This is a genomic window from Desulfovibrio sp. Fe33, from assembly GCF_028532725.1.
In the GTDB taxonomy this organism is placed as follows: Bacteria; Desulfobacterota; Desulfovibrionia; order Desulfovibrionales; family Desulfovibrionaceae; genus Pseudodesulfovibrio.
In genome coordinates, this window is record NZ_JAQKGU010000002.1 from 18,998 (window position 1) to 41,763 (window position 22,766).

The following is a 22,766-nucleotide window of genomic DNA, read 5'->3' on the forward strand; positions in this document are numbered from 1 at the left end:
ACTCTTTCGCGCCGTGCCTGGCTTGTTCGGGGAGAGGAACCGGGCATCCCCGGCGGAGGGCGTGCATGAAAAAGGCCGCCCTGAGGCGGCCTTGTTGTTCATCGTCGGGTTGCAGCCGTGTCGGCTACAGCTTTTCGGCGCGCTTCTTGCGCAGCCATTCGTACCACTGCTCCATGTTTTCGCCGGTGCGGGCGGAAATGGGCATGACTTCGATGTCCTTGTTCAGCTTCTTGGCGTGATCCTCGGCCTTTTTGAGGTCGAATTCCACATAGGGAAGCAGGTCCACCTTGTTGAGCAGCATGACTGCGGAAATGTGGAACATGAACGGGTATTTTTCAGGCTTGTCGTCGCCTTCGGCCACGGACAGGAGGGTGACCTTGTAGTCTTCGCCCACATTGAACTCGGCCGGGCAGACCAGGTTGCCGACGTTCTCGATGAAGAGAATGTCCAGGCCGTCGGTGTCGATGGCCTGGAGCGCGTCCATGACCATGCCGGAATCCAGGTGGCAGCCGCCCTCGGTGTTGATCTGAACGGCCTGCGCCCCGGTGGCGGCCACGCGCTGGGCGTCGTTGTCGGTCTGGAGGTCGCCTTCGATGACCGCCATGTTGAACTCGTCCTTGAGGTCGGTCAGGGTCCGTTCGAGCAGGGTCGTCTTGCCCGCGCCCGGCGAGCTCATCAGGTTCAGGCACAGGATCTTCTTGACCCGAAATTTCTTCTGCAACTCGTCAGCCAGCCTGTCGTTGGCCTCGAGAACATTGCGGACTATGGTCACTTCCTTGGACATGGTCTCTCCTTGTCTTTATTGCTGGTCGTCCACTTCGATGGAGTCGATGAGCAGTTCCTTGCCCTCCAGCACCTCGTGGCCCAGCAGGGCGTTGCACTTGGGGCAGGGCATACATCGGGTGTGCTCCGGGCTGAATATCTCGCCGCATTCGCCGCAGGCCACCTTCACCGGCACCTCGATGACTTCGAGCTCGGCCCCGTCGAATTCACCGCCGGGAATGAGCGCTTCCCATGCGAACTGGAGGGATTCCGTGACCGCCCCGGCGAGCCTGCCGTTCTTGATGGTCACTTTCGTGAGCTTTTGGCCTTCATATTTGACCATCTCTTCGCGCAGGATGCCGAGGATGGATTCGACAATCGACATTTCATGCATGGAGAACGCACTACACTGATTTCCCTATGGTATCAAGGGGGTTTTCCTCCTTCCGGCATTGCACTGGCCTCCAGGGTGAAATCCCCTATGAATTGTGTCCGTATTGGTTGACTTGCGAGTCAGTTGGGGCATATTACCAAACCAACTTGTTCTCAGGGCGGGGTGGAAGTCCCCACCGGCGGTGATCTGGCTTGCCAGTTAGCCCGCGAGCGCCTCTCCGGGTGGAGAGGGACGAGCAGACCCGGCGTAAATCCGGGGCCGACGGTCATAGTCCGGAATGAAGAGAATGAGGCAGTCCTACAGCCCTTGCCCGGCGGTCTCCGCTCGCGGCACCGACTGTCGCGACGAGAGCCGCGGCGCTCGTCGGTCTGTCTATGCGCCCTGATTCATTCATAGTCTTCAAAGGAGAAGAAAGATGATGGATCAGCCTTTACTCAAACAATTCGGCGGTCCCATGTCCCGTGTCGAGCACGCCTTGGCGGCCCTTCGGGGTGGCCGGGGCGTCCTGGTCACGGACAACATCGAACGCGAAAACGAGGGCGACCTCATTTTTGCGGCCGAATTTCTGACCGTTCCCCAGATGGCCATGCTCATCCGCGAGTGCAGCGGCATCGTCTGCCTGTGCATGACCGAGGAGAAGATCAAGTCCCTCGGCCTGCCCATGATGGTCGAAAACAACCGCAGCCGGTACAACACCGCCTTCACGGTATCCATCGAGGCCGTGGAGGGCGTGACCACAGGCGTATCGGCGGCGGATCGCCTGGCCACCGTCAAGGCGGCCATCGCTCCGGGCGCCAAGCCCGGCGATCTGGCGAGCCCCGGCCATGTCTTTCCGCTCTGCGCCCGTCCCGGCGGCGTGCTGGAGCGCGGCGGCCACACCGAAGCCGTGGTGGACCTGACCCGCATGGCCGGGTTGACCCCGTGCGGCGTGCTTTGCGAGCTGACCAATCCCGACGGTACCATGGCCCGCCAGCCTGAAATCGTGACCTTCGCCCGCAAGCACAACATGACCGTTTGCACGGTGGACGACATCGCTTCCTACCGCAAAATCCGCGAGAAGCAAGCCGCCTAAGCATCCCCTCCGCCAGAAGGGCGGAACATAAAAGATATTACTTCACCTCCGCAATTGAAGGCCCCGTCGTTTCGCCCGACGGGGCCTTTCTCTTTTTGCCGCCGGTTCAATCCGGATGAAAATACTGTAACGAAGCGGGGATGGCTTGCGGCGGGGGATGCGCTGCGGGGCCGTATGCCTGGGAAACCCTTTTCCCTTGGTCCCCTTCAGCCCGGGAGACTGCGGCAAAAACGTTGACAACCGCACCGTATCGGTAGTGAACTGGTCGACCGAATTTCTTAACCAAGAGGTATCAGATGCGTAGTAAGAAAATGACTGGTGGATTGGAAAAGGCCCCGCACCGATCGCTGTTGTATGCGGCCGGATTGTCCAAGGAAGAAATGGACAGGCCGCTGATCGGCGTATGCAACGCCCAGAACGAGATCATTCCCGGTCATGTGCATCTAGACACCATCGCCGAGGCAGTCAAGGCGGGCATCCGTATGGCCGGAGGCACCCCGCTGGAATTCCCGGCCATCGGCGTGTGCGACGGGCTGTCCATGAACCACGAGGGCATGAGAATGTCCCTGCCCAGCCGCGAAATCATCGCCGATTCCGTGGAGATCATGGCCACCGCCCATCCCTTTGACGCCATCGTCTGCATTCCCAACTGCGACAAGATCGTTCCCGGTATGCTCATGGCCATGCTCCGTCTGAACATCCCGGCCGTGCTCGTGTCCGGCGGCCCCATGCTGGCCGGGCACAAGAACACCTCGGACCTGATTACCGTGTTCGAGGGCGTGGGCAAGGTCCGCTCGGGCCGGATGACCGAGGAGGAGCTGGAGGAATACACGGCGGGCGCGTGCCCCACCTGCGGCTCCTGCGCGGGCATGTTCACGGCCAACTCCATGAACTGTCTGGCCGAGTCCATCGGCCTGGCCCTGCCGGGCAACGGGACCATCCCGGCGGTCATGTCCGCCCGCATCCGGCTGGCCAAGAAGGCCGGTATGCAGGTTATGGAAATGTTTGAGCGCGACATCCGTCCGCGCGACATCGTCACCGAGAAATCCGTGCACAACGCCGTGACCATGGATATGGCGCTGGGCTGCTCCACCAACACCACCCTGCACCTGCCCGCGCTGTTCGCCGAGGCGGGGCTCGATCTTTCCCTTCAGGTGTTCAACGAAGTCAGCATGAAGACGCCGAACCTGTGCAAGCTCGCACCGGCCGGTCCCCACTACATGCAGGACCTGGACGAATCCGGCGGCATCCCCGGCGTCATGAGCGAGCTGGCCAAAAAGGACCTGCTCAACCTGGACGTCATGACCGTCACCGGCAAGACCTTGGGCGAGAACCTCAAGGATCTGAAAGCCCGCGTGACCAATTACGAAATCGTCCGGCCCATCGATGATCCGTATTCCAAGGAGGGCGGCATCGCCATCCTGTACGGCAACATCGCGCCCGACGGCTGTTGCGTGAAGCAGTCCGCGGTTGCTCCCGAGATGATGAAGAACACCGGCACGGCGCGGGTCTTCAACAGCGAAGAGGAGAGCGTGGCCGCCATCCTGGGCAACGAGATCAAGCCCGGCGACGTGGTTGTCGTCCTCTACGAAGGCCCCAAGGGCGGCCCGGGTATGCGCGAGATGCTCACTCCCACTTCGGCCATCTCCGGCATGGGTCTGGGCGGGTCCGTGGCGCTCATCACCGATGGACGGTTCTCGGGCGGAACGCGCGGCGCGGCCATCGGCCACATCTCTCCCGAAGCGGCGTCGGGCGGCCCGGTCGGCCTGATCCGCGAGGGCGACAGGATCGAGATCGACATTCCGGCCCGCAAGATCAATGTGCTGGTGGACGACGCCGAACTCGAAGAGCGCCGGAAAACCCACAAGCCCGTGGTCAAGGAGGTCAAGTCGCCCTTCCTGCGGCGCTACGCCAAGCTGGTCACTTCCGCCGCGCGCGGCGCGGTCTACGAGAAATAGACCGCTTCCATAGAAAAAAAAGTTAAAGCCGGTTCGGGGATTGCCCGGACCGGCTTTTTTTGGGAATTATCCTTTTAAATCGAGGAAGAGGGAAATCAGGCGTTGAAAGCCGCTTCGCGGCGATAGTCGAGTGATTTCGCCTCCGGCGGGCAAGGGCTCCACCCTTGCATCCCTGAATGCGCCTTCGGCGCGGGCTTTTTTCGTCCGCTTCGGGGGCGAAGGGGGGGGAACGCGTGGATGCCCCCCTTCAGAAGAAAAAAAAGTTAAAGCAGGTTTGGGGATTGCCCGGACCGGCTTTTTTTTTGGGAATTATCCTTTTAAATCGGGGAAGAGGGAAATCAGGCGTTGAAAGCCGCTTCGCGGCGATAGTCGAGTGATTTCGCCTCCGGCGGGCAAGGGCTCGCACCCTTGCATCCCTGAATGCGCCTTCGGCGCGGGCTTTTTTCGCCCGCTTCGGAGGCGAAGGGGGGGGGAACGCGTGGATGCCCCCTTCAGAAACGAGAAAGGCCTCCTTGCGGAGGCCTGGGAGTTTTCTCGGTGCAAAAATAAGGAAGATGACTATCTTATTGCACCGGCCGTGCCATGTTTTCCCTGTTCTCAAATATTTTTAAATTTGCGTGTTATTACAGTTTGTTATGTGGCAATAAAAAGACAGCTTCAGTCTTTCGCAAACGAAAGGGCGGGTACAACTTTTTAAACTCCCCGCCGAAATCTAGGGTGTCGGGCAAAATTTTTGGACCGCGTCGGATGATCGGTTGCCCCCATTCGAATCGAACAACAACAAACGTTTTCCAACTTCCGCTTCTTGCCTGACGGCCGCGCCTCTCTCTCCGCCCGGCAGGGCGGCAGTGGGGATGCAAGGGGGCGTTCCCCTTGCCCGCCGGAGGCGAAATCACCCGACAATTCCGCCAAAGGCGGCTTCAACTCCTGCTTTTGTCTCCTCCCATCTGCTCCATGGGCCTATCCGGCCAAGCGCCTTAGCAAAAAAAAGGGACGCCCTGAGGCGTCCCTTTTGTGATCGGTCATGGGGACCGTTATTTGAACTTGGCGATGGCGGCGGCGAATCCTTCGCGGGAGCGGGGGATGATCTTGTCCTCCACGGAGAAGGAGAGCCGGAAGAAGCCGGGGTAGCCGAAGCCGGAGCCGGGCACGGCGAGGACCTTTTCCTCCTGCAGGGCGGCGCAGAACTTGACGTCGTCCCCGCCGGGAGCCTTGGGGAAGAAGTAGAACGCGCCTTTGGGCATGGTGAATTCGTAGCCTGCGGAGTCGAGGACTTCGGCCATGGCCTTGCGGCGGCGGTCGTAGATGGAGACGTCCACGCCGGAACCGAGCGCGCGGGCCATGAGCTTTTGGGCCAGGGCCGGGGCGTTGACGAAGCCGAGGATGCGGTTGGCCAGGACCACGCCGCCCACCAGGGTGGCCATGTCCTCCATGGCCGGGTTGATGAGGGCATAGCCGATGCGTTCGCCTGCCATGGACAGGTTCTTGGAGAAGGAGGAGCAGACCACCGAGTATTTGTAGATGGGCAGCAGGCTCGGCACTTCCACGCCGTCGAAGGCGAGGAACCTGTAGGGTTCGTCGGCCAGGATGAAGATGGGCCGCTCACGTCCCTCGTTGTGCTTTTCAAGGATGGCGGCCAGCCCTTCGAGGGAGGCCCTGTCGTAGACCGCGCCCGAGGGGTTGTTGGGGGAGTTCAGCATGACCACGCGGGTCTTTTCGGAGATGGCCTTGTCCATGGTTTCCAGGTCGAGTTGGAAGGTCAGGGGCTTGGCCGGGACCGGGGTGAGCTTCGCGCCGTGGTTCTCGCAGTAGAAGCCGTATTCCACGAAGAACGGGGCCGGGGTAATGACCTCGTCGCCCGGTTCGAGCACGGCGCGGAAGAACGAGTTGAGTGCCCCCGCTGCGCCGCAGGTGATGACCAGGGATTCGGCGGGTACCGGCGTTCCCTGTTCCTTGGAGACCTCGGCGGCCAGCTTTTCGCGGACGTCGGGGTAGCCGAAGTTGGGCATGTAGCCCATGAAAAACGGTTTGTCCGCTTCCTGCGCCAGCTCCAGGAGGCCTTCCTTGATGGCTGCGGGCGGCGGCAGGTCCGGGTTGCCCAGGCTGAAGTCGCAGACCGCGTCCTCGCCGAATTGTTTCTTCAGGGCGATGCCCTCTTCGAACATCTTGCGGATCCAGGAGGACCGCGTCATGTACCCGGCCACCTGGCTGGAAATAAGCTGCATGTGAAAACTCCTTGAAAATCGGATGAAGCCATTACCCTACGGCAAACAACCACCGCCTGCAATACGAGAAGCCTTTGGCGGGCGGGGGGCTGCAGAGCCCTACCGCGTGACGCCTCCTTCCCAGACGTAGCAGAATCCGGCCCTCGGGGGCATGAGGAAGGAGGTATCCACCCCCAGGAGGTTCGGCTTGTACGGTTCGGCGGAATCGAGGGTGTTGTATGGGTTGTCGTCGGGATAGAGGTCGCGGCGGTAGGTCACCACAAGGCTGTCCTCGGGGAGTCCTGCCAGGGAGCGGGCCTTGGCGAAGGCGTCCTGGATGTATCCGACCTGGTCGACGAGCCCGAGGGAAAGGGCCTGGTTCGCGGTGAACACGCGGGCGGTCTTGACCGTTTCGAGGTCAGCCGGGGCCAGGTGGCGATGCTCCTGGACCAGCGCGTAAAACCGTCCGGCCATATCGTCGATTATCGCCTGGAACAGGGCTTTTTCCTCATCGGTTGAAGGCCGGAAGGGAGACCCCATGTCCTTGTCCCGGCCGGATTTGGAGACTTCCATATCCACGCCGACCTTGTCCATCAGGCCGCTCACCTTGGGCCGCATGAAGACCACGCCCACGGAGCCGGTGATGGTGGTCGGGTGTGCCATGATCCAGTCGGCGGGGAGGGCCGCGTAATAGCCGCCCGAGGCTGCCACGTCGAACATGGCCGCGATCACGGGCTTGCCCGTCCGCTCCTTGAAGGCGGTCAGCTCGTGATAGATGACGTCCGAGGCTGTGGCGGTGCCGCCCGGGGAGTCGATGGCCACGACCACCGCGCCCACCTGGTCGTCGGTCTCGGCCAGCTTGAGGTTGTTGACAAGCTCCTGCACCGGGCTGGGCTGGGAGCGGAGCATCCCCCGTGCCGGTTGGGTGGTCAGGAAACCGCGAAGGTGGATCAGTGCGACCTTCCCTTCACCCTCGCCGTCCACCACGTACTCCTTGAGGGGTTCCGTGGCCTGGGAGGCGAAAATCTTGATCTTGGGCGCACAGCCCGGGAGCAAAAGAAACAGTAAGGCCAGCGCGGCCAGGATTCGGGACGGCATGGGGACCTCCGGTGGATTTCGGGTTATGGGAGCATCCTACCGGGGCCGGGGAGTCTTGCCAAGGGGGGCCGCCCGACATGCATCTCTCTCCTCCCTGAGGGAGATGCCGTCGATCGGGTCTTCAGGTTGTCCCGGGAAGGGTTAGACCGCCGCGTTCTGGGCCTCGTAAGCCTGGCTGGCGAGGCGTTGCAGGAGGGCGGAAGAGCCGCCCGACCCCTCGAACAGGGCCTGCACGCTTGCGTCGCCCTGGCGGAACGCCTGTAGCAGTTCGTCCACCGTGACCACGCCGTCCTCGTTGAGATCGTAGGCGTCGTACTCCTCCTCGTCGGACGAGGACTCGCTTTCGCCCGTCCCGGACACCGCCCGGGCCGAGGAGGCTTCGCCTTGGGAAGAGGCCGAACCCTGCATGGATGCCATGAAGCCGCCGCCGTCTTCGGCGTCCTTCTTTGCGATGGACGCAACGGTTTCGTCGGAATCCGACTGGTTTCCCCGTTGGGCCTGCATCATTTCCGCAAGCCCGTAGGATGCGCCGGAGCCGCTCACTGCCGAGATGCTCATGCTCTGCTCCTTGGTTAAAGGTGATGGCGGCAATATCTGCCGTCGACAACTCGATAACGGGACGCAGCAAGGGGCGGGCCAGGAAACGGCCCGTGAATGATAAGAATTGTTAAGACGGAACCGGCGGTGCGGAATCAGGCGACCAGGGCGAATCCGAGTCCGGCGGCCAGTTCTCCGAGGATCACGGCGCAGCCTAGGAAATCGCCGTTCGCGCCGCCGACCTTGTCCGCCAGCCGGAACAGGCCGAGCAGGACCGCCGTGGCGATGACCGTGGAGGCCAGGGTTGCGGCGAACCCGGCCATGACCAGTCCGGTCACGAAGGCGAAAAGGGTGGTGGCCAGGGCCACGCCGAGGGTTGCTCCGTCGACGTACAGCTTGCCCAGGCCGGGACGGACCAGATGGCGCACGTGGTAGCCGAGCCAGACCGCGGCGGCCCTGCCCAGGACGAAGACCCAGGCGGCGGCCCAATATTCGCCTCGGGAGAGCATGGTGTGGAAGAGGAGAATCTGACCGGCCGCGGCCATGACCAGGCCCATGGCGCCGAATGCGCCGGTATGGCTGTCCTTGACCACTTCCCAGAACCGCACGGGGTCGGTGTGCGTGGTCACCGCGTCGCATACGTCGGCCAGGCCGTCCATATGCAAACCGCGCGTGAGATAGATGGAGGCCGCCACCATGAGCCACGCCTGAATCCAGGGGGAGTTTCCGAACAGGCCGAGCCACAGGGGCAGGACGATGACCACGCCGAGGACCAGACCCGCCGGGGCCATCCAGCGCATACACCTGTTCATGGCCGGTTCGGAAATGACCCTGGCCGGGGCCAGCCGGGTCAGGAAACCGAGGGTGTCGACGAAGTCTCGCAGCATGTCATGCCTCCCAGGCCAGCTCCACGGGGTCTCCCATGGACAGGCCGAAACGCTTGGCCGCGGACCGTTGGTTCACGGCGAGTTCAAGAAAACCCTGGCTGCCTTCGAGCAGGCCCGGTTCACCCTCGGGCATGTCCGCATACCGTGCCGCGTAGGCCAGGGGGCCACCCGCCGGGGACTCCATGCGCAGCCCTTCGGGGGTGCCCATGCCGCCCGCTTCCAGGTTGAGTACGCAATTGCCGAAACGATCGATGTGCAGCACGTGCGTGCGCACCCTGCCCGGGCCGAATTCCGGCTGGGACCATGTGCGCGTGACCAGGTCGGCCGGGGCGATCTCCGGCCCGATGCCTTCGGGCCTGCCGCCCAGGGCGAGCCACGCGGCCAGCGGAGCGAAGACGTCCCTGCCGTGGAAGGTGTGCGATACCTTTTCGGGCGCGTCCATGGCCCTGGAAAGATCGAAGGCGCGCACCTCGGACCATGCGCGGTTCAGGGCCAGGGTGAGCAGCCCGTTGTCCGGGGCCACCAGCAGCCGGTTGCCGATCTGGAGGCAGGCTATGCGCCGGTCCGTGCCCACGCCGGGATCGACCACGGCGAGGATGACCGCGTCCGCCGGAAAATGTTCGTAGCTGGCGGCCAGGAAAAATCCGGCCTGGGCCACGTTGTAGGGGGCTACGTCGTGGGAGATGTCCACCACCGGGCAGTTGGGGGCCTTGCGCGCCAGGACCGCCTTGACCTGGCCCACATAGGGGTCTGTCAGGCCGAAGTCCGAAATCAGACCGATGGTCCGGGGCGGCGGAGCGTCCTTCTTTTCGGTGGCGAAAATCATCTAATACACCTTCCTCGACGAGAATCCCTGGCCCTGGACGTGGAAGCCTGAGCCCATGATGAAAAACGCGTTCGGGTCGATGGTGTAGACCAGCTCCTCAAGCTCCTTGAGCTGGATGGACGAGACCATGGTCATGATTACCTTGCGCTCTTCGCCCGTGTATCCGCCCGTGCCTTCCAGGATGGTCACGCCCCGGTCCAGGTCGATCAGGATGGCCGCGTTGATGGCGGCGTGGTGCTCCGAGACGATCATGACCATCTTGCGCTCAGAGAACATGCCCAGCACGTATTCGATGCCGAAGGCGATGACGAAGGTCATGGCGATGGAATAAAAGACGATGTTCATGTCCAGATAGATGAAGCCCGCCACGAAACCGATCATGTTGAACCAGAATTCGAAGGAGCCCATGGACATGTTGAACTTCTCCTTGCAGATCACGGCCAGGATGTCCGATCCGCCGGTGGAGCCGAGCGAACGGAGCGCGATGCCCACGCCCGCGCCCATGATCCCGCCGCCCGTGATGACGGCCAGCCAGATGTCGTCCATGTGCAGGGAGTAGGGAATGACGTCGATGAAGACCGAGGAGACGACCATTCCGTAAAGGGAATAGAGGAAGAACCGCTTGCTGACGAATACCCAGCCGAGGACGAACACGGGCAGGTTCAGGGCGAAATACCACTGGCCCGTGCTCAATCCGCCGAAGGCGTAGTAGCACAGCAGCGCGATGCCCGACATGCCGCCGGTCAGCAGGCCGTGCGGCACGGCGATGGCCTTGACCGAGAAGGCGATGAGAAATGAGCCCAGGGTTAGCAGGGCGAGGTTCCACGGCACGCCGAAAGTCATGGCGCGCAGCTTGTCCTTGAAGGTATTGGTCATAGTCGTTCTCCGCCACATGTTCTAGCGGGTTTTGTCGAGGGTGAAAACCAAAAAACGGAAGTCGTCCGTTACTTGCGGACCGTACCGATTGCCTGTAAACGGGGTAGGGATTTTTCCCGAACAATGCCTTTAAGGAAGTTTTTCATGACACTCAAGGATCTCGTATCGGAAGAGGAGCTGGCCAAGCTCCAGCAGGAACTGCATGACCGCTTCGGCCTGAACGCCGACATCATGGACGGCGACGGCCACCGGCTGCTCGGCAATACCTGGGGAAACGCCCTGTGCCGGGCCATCCGCGACGATGACAAGGGCTTCGGCGCCATCTGCGCCACCGCCGGACAGATGTTCACCCAATTGCTCAAGAAGGGCGAGCCGTTCGTCGAATACTGCGACGGCGGCATGGTCCGCGTGAGCGTGCCCGTGGTCGTCGAAGGCGAGGTCGTCGGCGGCGTGGGCGGCTGCGGCCTGGTCCCCGCCGACGAAGAGGTGGACGAGTTCACCATAGGCATGATGAGCGGCCTGAGCGAAGAGGATATCGCCGAAAAAGCCAAGACCGTGCGGACCGTCACCGAAGAACAACTGGCCGAAATCCAGGCGTTTATCACCAAACGGATCGAAGGATTGCTAAAATAGATTCCGTTGGCGAATCGGTTTCATTGATGAAATCGGATTTTGAAGCCGCCTTCGGCGGATTGGACAGGTGACTTCGCCTCCGGCGGCCAAAGGGTTATAACCCTTTGGAAACCCATTTTCGCCTTCGGCTGAGGTGTTGATGGAGGGGCATTTACTCCTTCAGAATCGCATTATGCGAAACGTCCGCAAACCATACTGGCTTGTGGGCGTTTTTTGCGTAATACCCGCCCTTCAGGGCGGCAATGGGGATGCAAGGGGGCGCTCCCCTTGCCCGCCGGAGGCGAAATCACCCGACAAATCCGCCGAAGGCGGCTTCAAAACCTGATTTCCCTCCCGCCTCCGGTAACAAAGGGGGGGGCCGGAAACGGAACGGTCCTTCGGCATCCGCAGGAGAAACCGGGCGTTCCCCGTTTGGGGCAGGGGAGAACCGTTGCCTCGCGGCGTTTTCGTTCCGGCGGGGCGTGCCGTCCTGCTGCCGGATGTCGGGGGCCATGGCCTATATATATTAGACAAGCGGGTGCAAATGCCTTACAAGACCATTCCAGCCCCTCGGACGGGGTCTAACGCCCTGTCCGGCGGAAAATTCCCTATAGAATGGAAATCATGAGCAAGATCGATAAAATACGCAATTTCAGCATCATTGCCCACATCGACCACGGCAAGTCCACGTTGGCTGACCGCATTCTCGAAATCACCGGCATGGTCGGCGACCGCGAGAAAAAGGACCAGTACCTGGACAAGATGGAGCTGGAGCGCGAGCGCGGCATCACCATCAAGGCGCAGACCGTGCGCATCCCGTACACCGATCACGACGGGACGAAGTACATCCTCAACCTTATCGACACGCCCGGCCACGTGGACTTCTCCTATGAGGTCTCGCGGTCTCTGGCGGCCTGTGAAGGCGCGCTGCTGGTGGTGGACGCCACTCAGGGCGTCGAGGCCCAGACCCTGGCCAACGTGTATCTGGCCCTGGACAATGACCTTGAGGTCATCCCGGTGCTGAACAAGATAGATCTGCCCAGCGCCGATCCCGAGCGCATCGCGCACGAAATCGAGGACGTCATCGGCCTGGACTGCTCCCACCCGATCATGGTTTCGGCCAAGACCGGCAAGAACGTGGAGGAGGTCCTGGACGCGGTCGTCAATCTGCTGCCGCCGCCCAAGGGCGATCCCGACGCGCCTCTCAAGGCGCTTATCTTCGATTCCTGGTACGACTCCTATCAGGGCGTGGTGGTCCTTTTCCGGATCATCGACGGCACGCTGAAGAAGGGCAGGCGCATCAAGATCCATTCGAGCGGGAAGACCTTCGAAGTCACCCGGCTGGGCGCGTTCATGCCCGAGGCCCAGGACATCAAGGAAATGGGGCCCGGCGAGGTTGGCTTCCTGTGCGCTTCCATGAAGGAGCTCGGCGACGCGCCCGTGGGCGACACCATCACCCTGGCCGACAACCCGGTGGCAACGCCGTATCCCGGCTTCAAGCCGGTCAAGCCCATGGTCTTTTCGGGGTTGTACCCGGTGGAGCCTTCCGAATACGAGACCCTCAAGGCTGCTCTGGAGAAGCTCCAGCTCAACGATGCGGCCTTCACCTACGAGCCGGAGACCTCCCAGGCCCTCGGTTTCGGGTTCCGTTGCGGCTTCCTGGGCCTTCTGCACATCGAGATCATCCAGGAGCGGCTTGAGCGCGAGTTCGAGGCCCGGCTGATAACCACGGCTCCGTCGGTTATTTACGAGGTCCTCACCGTGACCGACGAGGAGTTGACCATCGACAACCCGTCCAAGCTGCCGGACCCGACCCGCATCAAAGCCATCCGCGAGCCGTTCGTGCGCCTGGAAGTGCACGTGCCCAACGAGTACGTGGGCGCGGTGCTCGCCTTGTGCGAGGAGAAGCGGGGCATCCAGAAGAACATCGCCTACATCACCTCCACGCGCGTAGTCATCACCTACGAGATACCGTTCGCCGAGGTCATGTACGACTTCTTCGACAAGCTCAAATCCTCCACCAAGGGGTACGCTTCACTCGACTACGAGGTCATCGACTACCGCGAGGCCGACCTGGTCAGGCTGGACATCCTTATCAACGGCGATCCCGTGGACGCCTTCTCCTGCATCGTGCATCGGGAAAATTCCGCCCGCATCGGCCGCTCGCTCGCACTGAAGCTCAAGCGCAGCATACCGCGCCAGATGTTCGAGGTGGTCATTCAGGCCGCCATCGGCAACAAGATCGTTGCCAAGGAACGCAACGCCCCCTTCCGTAAGGACGTTACCGCCAAGTGCTACGGCGGCGACATCACCCGGAAGCGCAAGTTGCTGGAAAAGCAGAAAGAGGGAAAGAAGCGTATGCGCCGCATGGGCAACGTGGAAATTCCCCAGGAAGCGTTCCTGTCCGTACTGAAAGCCGATGAGGACTAGTCGGCGCATCCAACAAGGAATCCCATGACTCAAAGCTCGCTCAAATCCTTTCGTGATACCCTTGAGGCCATTGTGGTGGCCCTTCTTCTGGCCTTCGTCATCCGCGCCTTCATCGTTCAGGCGTTTAAGATCCCGTCCGGGTCCATGCTTGAAACTCTCCAGATCGGCGATCACCTGCTGGTCTCCAAGTTCGCCTATGACGTCCGCCTGCCTTCCAATATCTGGCTCGACACCACCGACGGCAAGGTGTTGATGAAGACCGGCGACCCGCAGCGCGGCGACATCGTCGTCTTCCTGTTCCCGGAGGACGAATCCAAGGACTTCATCAAGCGGGTTATCGGCCTGCCGGGCGAGACCCTGGAAGTGCGCAACAAGGTGGTCTACATCAACGGCCGCGCCCTGGACGAGCCCTACGTGCTCCACACCAAGGCCGACACCCTGCCCGTGCGCGACAATTTCGGGCCGGTGGTCATTCCCCAGGGCGAGTACTTCGTCATGGGCGACAACCGCGAAGGCTCCTACGACTCGCGCTGGTGGGGGACGGTCAAGCGCAGCAAGATCGTCGGCAAGGCCCTGGTCATCTACTGGTCCTGGGGCTCCGTCACCGATATCCGCTTCAACCGGATCGGAACCCTGCTGAACTAGGCCGTTACGCCGCATGACTGAAAAAGCCGCTCTGAGAGCGGCTTTTTTGCGCTCTTGCCAATCGCGCCTCCATGCCTTACTTCGATCGTGTAAGCTGCACGTAGGAATGATTATGAACAAGGTCATACGAACCATATTGGTGGACGACGAGCCCCCGGCCCAGGACGAACTCAGTTACCTGCTTTCGTCGCACGAGGATATCGACGTGGTCGGCACGGCGGGCAACGCCGCCGACGCGGTCGAGGCCATCGCTTCCAAACGGCCCGATCTGGTCTTTCTGGACATCCAGATGCCGGGGCGGGACGGGTTCTCGGTGCTCAGGGACGTCATGGCCATGGAGCGGCACCCCCTGGTGATTTTCGTTACGGCTTTCGACGAGTACGCCATCCGCGCCTTCGAGGAGAACGCGGTGGACTACATTCTCAAGCCTGTGGACACCAGGCGGCTGGCGGACAGTCTCGACAGGGTCCGCAAAAGGCTGGCGGCCAGCGAGACCCGGGAGTCGAGCGAGGTCCTGCGCAAGCTGCTGGCGGGCGCGGGCATCAAGCCAGGAGTGACGCGTATCAGCGTGGAGCACGGGGGGCGCAACATCCTCCTGAGCCCCAAGGAGATCGTCTACTTCAACTATGAGAACCGCAGGGTTCACGCCGGAACGCGCGACAACCTATACCCGTGCGCCTGCGACGCGACCCTGGACCGCCTGGAAGAGCGTCTGGAGGGATTCCCCTTTTTCCGGGCCAACCGGTCCCAACTGGTCAACCTGGCGCTGGTGCGGACCTACGCGCCGTGGTTCAACGGCAAGTACGTCCTGACCATGGGCGACCGCGCCGAGACCGAGATCATCGTCAGCAAGGCGCGGGTGCGTCCCTTCAAGGACGCCATGGAACTGTAGGGAGACTCCGTGAACACTTTTGAAATCATTTTGACTCTGGCCGAGCGGTTCGGCCTCATGGTGGGTCTGGTCCTGCTGTTCCTGACCATAATGCCCGTTCGCCGGATGCAGTTCACGGGCGAGAGTTCCCGGTTGCGCACCTTCCTGGTGACCGTCCTTTTCGGCCTGCTCGGCATCCTCGGCACCTACACCGGCAACGCGGTCTTCGATTCCGTGGCCAACCTGCGGGCCATGGTGGTCATCTCGGGCGGCCTGTTCGGCGGCCCCGTGGTGGGCATCGGCGCGGGGCTCATCGCCGGGGTTCACCGTATCCTTTTCGACCTGCACGGGTTCAGCGCCTATCCCTGCGGCATCGCCACGGCCATCGAGGGATTCGCGGCGGGCATGGTGGCCCTGCGGTTCGGCGTGGGGGCCATGAACTGGCGGGCGGCCGCCGGACTGGCCTTTGCGGGCGAGGCCATGCACATGGGGCTGGTCCTGCTCATGTCCAAGCCCTTTCCCGAGGCGTGGGAGCTGGTCAAGCTCATCGCCCCGCCCATGCTCCTGGTCAACGCGTTCGGCGCGGCCCTGTTCGTGGAGGTCATCAATCTGTATTCCCGCGACCGCGACCGGCGGGAATCCCTTCATGCGCAGATCATTCTCGATATCGCCAACATGGCGGTCAGCTATTTGCGCCTCGGCCTTTCCCTGGAAACCGCCGCGGCCACGGCCGAGATCATCTATACCCGGGTGGGAGTGGCGGCCGTGGCCATCACGGACACCCGCGACGTCCTGGCCCACGTGGGGGCCGGAGCCGACCACCATACGGCCGGGCGCGAGATCCGCACCAACGCCACCCGCGAGGTTCTTCGGACGGACCGTCCCGCCTTCCTGCACAGCGCCGAGGCCATCGGCTGCAACGACCCGGCCTGCCCCATGACGGCGGCCATCATCGTTCCGCTCAAGAAGAACAACGAGATTGTCGGCACCCTCAAGTTTTACGGCAGCCGCGAGCGGCCCCTCAACGTCACTCTTTTCGAAGTGGCCATCGGCCTGGCGAACCTCTTTTCCACCCAGGTGGAGCTGGAGGACATTCAGATCAAGGAACAGATGCTGGCCCATGCCGAGATTCGCAGGCTGCATTCCCAGATCAACCCGCATTTCCTGTTCAATTCCCTGAACACCATCGCCTCGTTCTGCCGGACCAACTCGGAGCGGGCCAGGGAGCTGCTCATGGACCTGTCGCTGTACATGCGCCGCAACCTGGACCTGAGCCGGGGATTCATTCCGTTGGGCGAGGAACTGGAGCAGGTCCGTTCCTATCTGGCCATCGAAAAGGCCCGCTTCGGCGACCGCATCCAGGTGGAGGACGAGGTGGAGGAGGGGTGCGAAAACTGGCCCATCCCGCCGCTGATCATCCAGCCCCTGGTGGAGAACGCCATCCGGCACGGTGTACTCGGCCGGGAGCGGGGCGGTACGGTCAAGGTCCGCGCCTGGCGTGAAAACGGCCATCTTGAAATCAGCGTGGCCGACGACGGCGTGGGCATGGACCGCGCCACCCTTGACCGGGTTCTGAACCCCGACTGCGTCGATTCCGCCGTGGGCGGCATCGGGATGCGCAACTGCCTGAGCCGCATGGAGCATATCTACGGCCGCCAGTTCGCACCCAAGGTGGACAGCGTTCCCGGCAAGGGAACCACCATCGTGCTCCAGGTGCCCGCCCGGCACTGACCGTTCGAACCGGGGATACGTTCGTTCAGACCGGGAAACGGTCGGTTCCGACGGGAACCGTCGCATTGTTTCCGGAAAACCTCCTAAAAAGTAATTGCCGCCCGGCGGCGTAACTTTTCATCGGAGGTTGTGAAACATGCTTTTCTTTTTCGGATGCGTAGGCCTGCTCATCGCGGGATATTTCATCTACGGCACGTTCGTGGATCGCGTTTTCGGTTCTGACGAGAACCGCGTCACCCCGGCCGTGGCCATGGCCGACGGCATCGACTACATGGTCATGCCCAAATGGAAGATCATCTTCATCCAGGTGCTGGATATCGCGGGCATCGGCCCCATCTTCGGCCCCATCCTGGGCGCGCTCTACGGCCCCGTGGCCATGATCTGGATCGTCATCGGCTGTATTTTCGGCGGCGCGGTGCACGACTATTTCTCCGGAATGCTTTCCGTGCGCAACAACGGCGCGTCCATTCCCGAGGTGGTCGGCGAGTATCTCGGCATGTCGGCCCGCCAGGTCATGCGCCTGTTCTCCTTCATCCTGCTCATGCTGGTCGGCGTGGTCTTCGTGCTCTCCCCGGCCAAGTTGCTCAACGGTTTGACCGGCATCGACACCGGCCTGCTGGTCATGGCCATCTTCGCCTACTACTTCCTGGCGACCATCCTGCCCATCGACAAGATCATCGGCCGCATCTATCCATTGCTCGGATTCCTGCTCCTGGCCATGACCGTGTCCCTGTTCGTCGCCCTGATGCTCTCCAGCCACGAAGTGCTGCCCAACCTGGCCTTCAGCAACATGCACCCCGGCGACAAGCCCATCTGGCCGCTGCTCTTCATCACCATTTCGTGCAGCGCCATCTCCGGTTTCCACTCCACCCAGTCCCCGCTCATGGCCCGCTGCGTCGCGAATGAGCGCCAGGGCCGAGCCGTGTTCTACGGCTCCATGATCATCGAAGGCATCATCGGCCTGGTTTGGTGCGCGCTGGGCATTTCCTTCTACGACAATCCCCAGGCCCTGTCCTCGGTCATCGCCGCAGGCTCCCCTTCCGCGGTCGTCGCCGAAGTCTCCCGCTCCCTGCTCGGCACCGTCGGCGGCGGTTTGGCCATCCTGGCCGTCATCGTCCTGCCCATCACCAGCGGCGACACCGCGTTCCGGTCCACCCGCCTGATCGTGGCCGAGACCTTCAAGGTCAAGCAGGACGCCGCCGTCAAGCGGTTGATGATCTCCATTCCGTTGTTCGTCATCGGCTATGTCATCTCCACCCAGAACTTCTCGACCATCTGGCGGTACTTCGGCTTCTCCAACCAGTGCCTGAGCGCCCTGGTCCTGTGGACCTCCGCCGCCTACCTGGCGCAGCGCGGCAAGCTGCACTGGATCGCCACCATCCCGGCCGTCTTCATGACCGCTGTCTGCGTGACCTTCATCGCCAACGCCCAGATCGGTTTCGGATTGTCCTACGACACCTCCGTGATCATCGGCCTGGTGGGTGCCGCCGCGCTCTTCGCGGCCTTCCTCTTCAAGTTCGTCTTCTCCGGCAAGACCGTGGCAGAAACCTCCGCCTAGCCGTCCGCAACGGGCTGCATAGGCATTGCATAAGGGAAAGGCCCGCTCCGTACGGAGCGGGCCTTTCCGCGTTCGGCGGGCCGAGAAATTACCGTTGGATGTCCAGCTCCCGCTTCTTCGTATAGATGAAGCGGACCATTTCGTATTCGAAGGGCGAGCCGGTGGAGTGGTAGCTGAAGGCGGTGTTGGCGCGGAGGTTGATGCCGCGGATGATGAGGTCCGTCATGTCCAGAGGGCGGCTGTTCTCGATGCCCGCCGCCTGGTAGATCATGGTCATTTCCACATAGAGGACCAGGATGTCGCCGCCGAATCCGGCGGCGTCGCGCACGTTGGACGGCCCGAGAAGCGGCATGACGAAGTAGGGGCCGGAGCCGATTCCCCAGTAGCCGAGAGTCTGGCCGACATCCTCGTGCTGGCGCGGCAGCTTCTTGTTGCGCGAGGCCAGGTCGCGAACGCCGAGCACGCCGAAGCTCGAATTGATGAGGAACCGCGTGAAGGAGATGGCCGCCTTTTCCATGCGGCCCTGAAGCACGCTGTTGAACGCCACGGGCATCTCGTTCAGGTTGTCGATGAAATTTTTCACCCCGGTTCGTATGACCTCGGGAATGAAGAACTTGTACAGGGTGGCCACCGGGAGCATGACATATTTGTCCAGGGTGGCGTTGATCTCGTACATGTTGCGGTTCATGGGTTCCCACGGGTCCTCGATGTCCAGGAACTTCAGGGAGTCCGAATTCTCTGTCGGCCAATGATGGACGGTCGTGCGGAATCCCGTGGGCTCCAGGCCCGCCGAGGGGTCTTTCACGTCCAGGACCTTGGGGCCGCAACCGCCCAGCAGGGACAGGGCCAGGAGCGCGGCGAGAAGCAGGGAGGCCGTGCGCGCGCTCATTGTTTCACCACGTCCTTCAATGCCCGGACAAAGGCCGGGTGCATCATGTTGCCGCAATGCCCGCCGTGTTCGAACAGGTGCGCCCGGTTGCCGAAGACCGTTTCGATGAAGCGCACGTCCTCGGGAGCGAGGATGACGTCGTCCCTGGTCCCGACCACCACGACGTTTTTCGTCTCGGCGAGCCAGTCCCGGATGTATTCCAGGCTGGACCGTTCGATCACCTCCGCCCGGCTGGCGGTGGGATCGTTATAGCGCAGATAGGGCAGCAGAAATTCGTTCAGGTAGTCCTCGAAGGAGATGTCGAAGGCCTGGCGGGCGTAGGCCATGAGCGGAGTGGCCGTCTTGAGCGGGTAGCGGTCCGGCGGAACAATGTACTCGGCGCGGAGGCAGACGTCCGAAGAGAAGATCATGGACGCGGAGGACACCCGGAAGGCGGCTCCGATCAAGGTCTTGAAGTCGCGCTCGTCCAGGTTGAAGTCCGTTATCATGTCATAGAGGAAATCATCGTCCAGGTCGGTCACTTCCGCGTGCAGATAGTAGTCGGAGAAACGGTCGATGAACCCCTCGATCTCTTGGTGCACCGTGGTCCGCCCGAGGTTTTCCTCGGTCACCCAGGAGTCGAGCCGTCTGACCGAGCGGTACAGGGACACGGGCGGATTTATCATGATCGCCTTTTGGAAGCCGAATTCGTGCGTCCTCGCGTCCCGTTCGGCCAGAAAGGCCGCGTGCAGGCCGCCCAGGCTGTAGCCTGCCAGGCTGTAGCCGGTGATCTCGCATTCCCTGGACAGCTCTTCCCGAATCCACCCCATGACCCGGTTCAGGTCATCCACGTCGAAGGGGACGTACCCGGCCACGCCGTGGGTCGACGCGCTGACCACGAAGTTCATGTGCGTGGGCGAGGACAGGGCGACCACGTGGTAGCCCGCTTCGTAGAACACCTCGGTCAGGAAGAGCATCTTGCCGGAGTTGTGCTCCGCGCCGGTACCTGCGATGACGAAGATGAGCGGAGCCGCGTGGTCCTGAAGAGCCGTGGAGAAGTTCATGTCCCGGCTGTATTCGAACACCTCCGGCACCTGGCGGCCTTCGATGCGGATGGCCCGGATATCGGGCAGGACCGGGGCCGCGAATTGGTAGCGCAGTTTTGCGGGCGTGCCCAGGACCGTGGCCCGGTACGGGTCGTCAAAAGGGTACGGCTGCTCCTCGGCCGCCGCGAAGGACGGCAGGAGCAAAAGAAGGAGGATGAGAGCGCAGAGTGTTCGCATTGGGTGGTCTGTTCCTGGCCGGACAACCCCGGCAATGCAGCCTGTTAGCCCGGCTCTTCGGGAAAATCAATGTTCTTGGGGAAGGGGGGATCTTCCGCTCTCGGTCCTATTTTAGCGGTTCCACCTCGGCCTTGTTGCAGTGAAATGCGCAGGTGTTGCCCATGTCCGTGATGCGCTGGCTGGTGAGTTGGTTGGAGCCCTCGCCGGGGCGGGCGTTGGGCCAGTGAAGCCCCTCGGCCACGAGCAGGTCCGGTCGGGTGTCCTTGGTCACTTCGGCCCGGACAACGATCTGGCCGCGGCCGTTGAACACCCGGACGGTCATGCCCTGTACGATGCCCCGAACCCTTGCGGCGTCGGGATGGATGAGCACCTTGGGGCCGCCGGTCCTTTCACGGATGGATTCGATTTCGTTGAAGGCGGAATTGAGCAACAGCGGGTGGGGCGGGGTGATGAACTCCAGCGGATAGGCGTCGCCGCCCTCGGGGTCGCGCAGCGGCGCGCCGTCGGGCAGGGGGTCGAGGCCCTGGTCGGCCATGGATTGGGAGAAGAATTCCACCTTGCCGGACGGGGTGTTGAATCCATTCGAGAACGGGTTCGGGCTGATGTTCAGGCGCACGGGTTCGCCCCGGCGCAGGGCGTCGAGGTCCACGCCTTTCATGAAGGGGGATTCGGCAGATTCGGCGAGGATGCGTTCGATGCACTGCTCCTCGGTCAGGCTGAAGACCTCGTCGTCGAAGCTCAGCCGCGCGGCCAGGGCCTGGAAGGTGTCCAGAATGGGGCGGCATTGGCCCACGGGTTTGATGACGGGCCGCGTGATCTGAACGTAGTTATGGCCGTAGCAGCGGTAGATATCGCCCATCTCCAGGAAGCTCGCGCCGGGCAGGATGATGTCCGCGTACCGGGCCGTGTCGGTCATGTACATTTCCTGGACCACGGTGAACAAATCCTCGCGGGCCAGTCCGGCCATGACCTGCGCCGACTGCGGAGCGACGGCCGCCGGATTGGAAAGGTAGTTGTAGAGCAGCTTGACCGGCGGGTCGGAGAGTTCGGTCAGCGCGTGTCCCAGTAGGACCATGTTCACGGTGCGCGTGCCTTCCGGGCGCAGGTCGGCGCGGGTAAGGGACGCTGCCTTGCCCGGTGCGCCGCCCAGGGATCGGGTTATGCCGCCGCCCGGCTTGGCAAAGGCGTTGACCAGCGCCGGGAGCAGGGAAATCGTGCGCATGGCCATGCCGCCCGCAAGTTGCCGAGCCGGTCCCCATCCCGTGCGGATGTATGGGGCGCGGGCCGTGCCGTAGCCGCGGGCCAGTCCGCGGATTTCGTCCTCGCGCAGTCCGCAGACTTCGGCGGCGCGGGCCGGAGGCCAGTCCATGACGCGCTCCTTGAGCCGGTCGAAGCCCACGGTCTGCGTCGCGATGAAGTCGTGGTCGAGCATGTCCTCGGCGATGAGCACGTGCATGACGGCGAGCGCCAGGGCCGCGTCCGTGCCGGGGCGAAGCATGATGTGGCGGTCGGCTTCCTTGGCCGTGGGGTTGCGGTAGGGGTCGACGACAACGATCTTCGCGCCGTTCTTGCGGGCGCGGAGGAAGTGCGGCCAGGCGTGGACGTTGGTCACCAGAGTGTTGTTGCCCCAGATGATGATGAAGTCGGATTTGGCCGCTTCCTGGATTTCGGTGCTCGGACCGGAGCCGAGGCTGGCCTTGAAGCCCGCCGTTGCGGCCGGGCCGCAGATGGTGGCGTCCAGGCGGCTCGCGCCGAGCTTGTTGAAGAAGGCGTCGCCCGAGTGGCGGTGGACCAGCCCCATGTGCCCGGCGTAGGAATAGGGCAGGACGGCCTCGGGACCGAACTCGCCGACCACCCGCCGGATGTTGTCGGCCACTTCATCCAGCGCCTCGTCCCAGGTAATGGGTTCGAACTCGCCGCTTCCCTTGGGGCCGGTTCGCCTGAGCGGTTCGGTCAGCCGCTCCGGGCCGTGAACGTGTTCCGGGAACCGCGCTCCCTTCTTGCAGATGAACCCCTGGGTGTAGGGATGGTCGGGGTCGCCCTTGACCCGGGTGATCCTTCCGTCCTCGACCTGGGCCAGCAGGCCGCAGGTATCGGGACAGTCCTTGGTGCAAACCGCGCGCTTCCACATGATGATTCTCCGTCTCGGCAATG

At 62.6% G+C, this 22,766-nt stretch carries 19 protein-coding genes and 1 riboswitch; of the genes, 8 read left to right on the forward strand and 11 right to left on the reverse strand.

The features are described from left to right. Positions 1-124 precede the first annotated feature (124 nt). Both hypB and PSN43_RS02910 read right to left on the reverse strand, forming a co-directional pair. Positions 125-784 (reverse strand): hydrogenase nickel incorporation protein HypB, encoded by a 660-nt coding sequence (hypB, locus tag PSN43_RS02905; RefSeq protein WP_272699223.1) that lies wholly within the window; start codon positions 782-784, stop codon positions 125-127. 15 nt (positions 785-799) lie between these two features. Continuing rightward, entirely contained in the window at positions 800-1,156 is a 357-nt protein-coding gene (locus tag PSN43_RS02910; RefSeq protein ID WP_272699224.1) for a hydrogenase maturation nickel metallochaperone HypA/HybF, read from the reverse strand. 144 nt (positions 1,157-1,300) lie between these two features. After that, positions 1,301-1,448, forward strand: a riboswitch (FMN riboswitch). Between the two features lie 126 nt (positions 1,449-1,574). Here PSN43_RS02910 and ribB point away from each other — a divergent pair. Continuing rightward, positions 1,575-2,228: a 3,4-dihydroxy-2-butanone-4-phosphate synthase gene (gene ribB / locus PSN43_RS02915; RefSeq protein ID WP_272699626.1), complete on the forward strand. Its 654-nt coding sequence runs from the start codon at positions 1,575-1,577 to the stop codon at positions 2,226-2,228. Between the two features lie 296 nt (positions 2,229-2,524). After that, positions 2,525-4,186: a dihydroxy-acid dehydratase gene (ilvD, locus tag PSN43_RS02920; RefSeq protein WP_272699225.1), complete on the forward strand. Its 1,662-nt coding sequence runs from the start codon at positions 2,525-2,527 to the stop codon at positions 4,184-4,186. 1,034 nt (positions 4,187-5,220) lie between these two features. On the opposite strand, the gene PSN43_RS02925 is transcribed toward ilvD, so the two are convergent. From PSN43_RS02925 to PSN43_RS02950, 6 genes are all read right to left on the reverse strand, one after another. Then, positions 5,221-6,411 (reverse strand): pyridoxal phosphate-dependent aminotransferase, encoded by a 1,191-nt coding sequence (locus PSN43_RS02925; protein ID WP_272699226.1) that lies wholly within the window; start codon positions 6,409-6,411, stop codon positions 5,221-5,223. A 99-nt stretch (positions 6,412-6,510) separates the two neighbouring features. Next, positions 6,511-7,488, reverse strand: a complete 978-nt coding sequence (gene sppA, locus PSN43_RS02930) for a signal peptide peptidase SppA (protein WP_272699227.1) — start codon at positions 7,486-7,488, stop codon at positions 6,511-6,513. Positions 7,489-7,629: 141 nt separating this feature from the next. Continuing rightward, the gene (locus PSN43_RS02935; protein WP_272699228.1) at positions 7,630-8,046 is read right to left on the reverse strand and encodes a hypothetical protein; all 417 of its coding nucleotides are present in this window, start codon (positions 8,044-8,046) and stop codon (positions 7,630-7,632) included. Between the two features lie 134 nt (positions 8,047-8,180). Next, the gene (locus PSN43_RS02940) at positions 8,181-8,912 is read right to left on the reverse strand and encodes an adenosylcobinamide-GDP ribazoletransferase (protein WP_272699229.1); all 732 of its coding nucleotides are present in this window, start codon (positions 8,910-8,912) and stop codon (positions 8,181-8,183) included. Between the two features lies 1 nt (position 8,913). Continuing rightward, positions 8,914-9,738, reverse strand: a complete 825-nt coding sequence (locus tag PSN43_RS02945; RefSeq protein ID WP_272699230.1) for an SAM hydrolase/SAM-dependent halogenase family protein — start codon at positions 9,736-9,738, stop codon at positions 8,914-8,916. Next, positions 9,739-10,614: a YitT family protein gene (locus tag PSN43_RS02950; protein WP_272699231.1), complete on the reverse strand. Its 876-nt coding sequence runs from the start codon at positions 10,612-10,614 to the stop codon at positions 9,739-9,741. It abuts the gene before it with no gap. Between the two features lie 144 nt (positions 10,615-10,758). Here PSN43_RS02950 and PSN43_RS02955 point away from each other — a divergent pair, with 144 nt between their 5' ends. The 6 genes from PSN43_RS02955 (at position 10,759) to PSN43_RS02980 (ending at position 18,461) form a co-directional block, all read left to right on the forward strand. Further along, positions 10,759-11,247 carry a PocR ligand-binding domain-containing protein gene (locus tag PSN43_RS02955; RefSeq protein ID WP_272699232.1) on the forward strand — a complete coding sequence of 163 codons (489 nt, stop codon included), beginning with the start codon at positions 10,759-10,761 and terminating at the stop codon, positions 11,245-11,247. Between the two features lie 603 nt (positions 11,248-11,850). After that, positions 11,851-13,656, forward strand: a complete 1,806-nt coding sequence (gene lepA, locus PSN43_RS02960) for a translation elongation factor 4 (protein ID WP_272699233.1) — start codon at positions 11,851-11,853, stop codon at positions 13,654-13,656. 24 nt (positions 13,657-13,680) lie between these two features. After that, positions 13,681-14,301, forward strand: a complete 621-nt coding sequence (gene lepB, locus PSN43_RS02965) for a signal peptidase I (RefSeq protein WP_272699234.1) — start codon at positions 13,681-13,683, stop codon at positions 14,299-14,301. 112 nt (positions 14,302-14,413) lie between these two features. After that, complete coding sequence (locus tag PSN43_RS02970) at positions 14,414-15,193, forward strand: LytR/AlgR family response regulator transcription factor (RefSeq protein WP_272699235.1); 780 nt, start codon at positions 14,414-14,416, stop codon at positions 15,191-15,193. Between the two features lie 9 nt (positions 15,194-15,202). After that, positions 15,203-16,903, forward strand: coding sequence for a LytS/YhcK type 5TM receptor domain-containing protein (locus tag PSN43_RS02975; protein ID WP_272699236.1), 1,701 nt, complete (start codon positions 15,203-15,205; stop codon positions 16,901-16,903). Positions 16,904-17,039: 136 nt separating this feature from the next. Continuing rightward, positions 17,040-18,461, forward strand: a complete 1,422-nt coding sequence (locus PSN43_RS02980) for a carbon starvation CstA family protein (protein WP_272699237.1) — start codon at positions 17,040-17,042, stop codon at positions 18,459-18,461. Between the two features lie 88 nt (positions 18,462-18,549). Here PSN43_RS02980 and PSN43_RS02985 read toward each other — a convergent pair whose 3' ends face one another. From PSN43_RS02985 to PSN43_RS02995, 3 genes are all read right to left on the reverse strand, one after another. Further along, a complete protein-coding gene (locus PSN43_RS02985; protein ID WP_272699238.1) occupies positions 18,550-19,350 on the reverse strand; it encodes an MlaA family lipoprotein in 801 nt (266 codons plus the stop codon). Then, complete coding sequence (locus PSN43_RS02990; RefSeq protein ID WP_272699239.1) at positions 19,347-20,612, reverse strand: alpha/beta fold hydrolase; 1,266 nt, start codon at positions 20,610-20,612, stop codon at positions 19,347-19,349. The genes PSN43_RS02985 and PSN43_RS02990 overlap by 4 nt, the downstream gene beginning before the upstream one ends. A 106-nt stretch (positions 20,613-20,718) precedes the next feature. Continuing rightward, on the reverse strand, positions 20,719-22,743 hold the full coding sequence (locus PSN43_RS02995) for a molybdopterin-containing oxidoreductase family protein (RefSeq protein WP_272699240.1): 2,025 nt from the start codon (positions 22,741-22,743) through the stop codon (positions 20,719-20,721). Between the last annotated feature and the right edge of the window lie 23 nt (positions 22,744-22,766).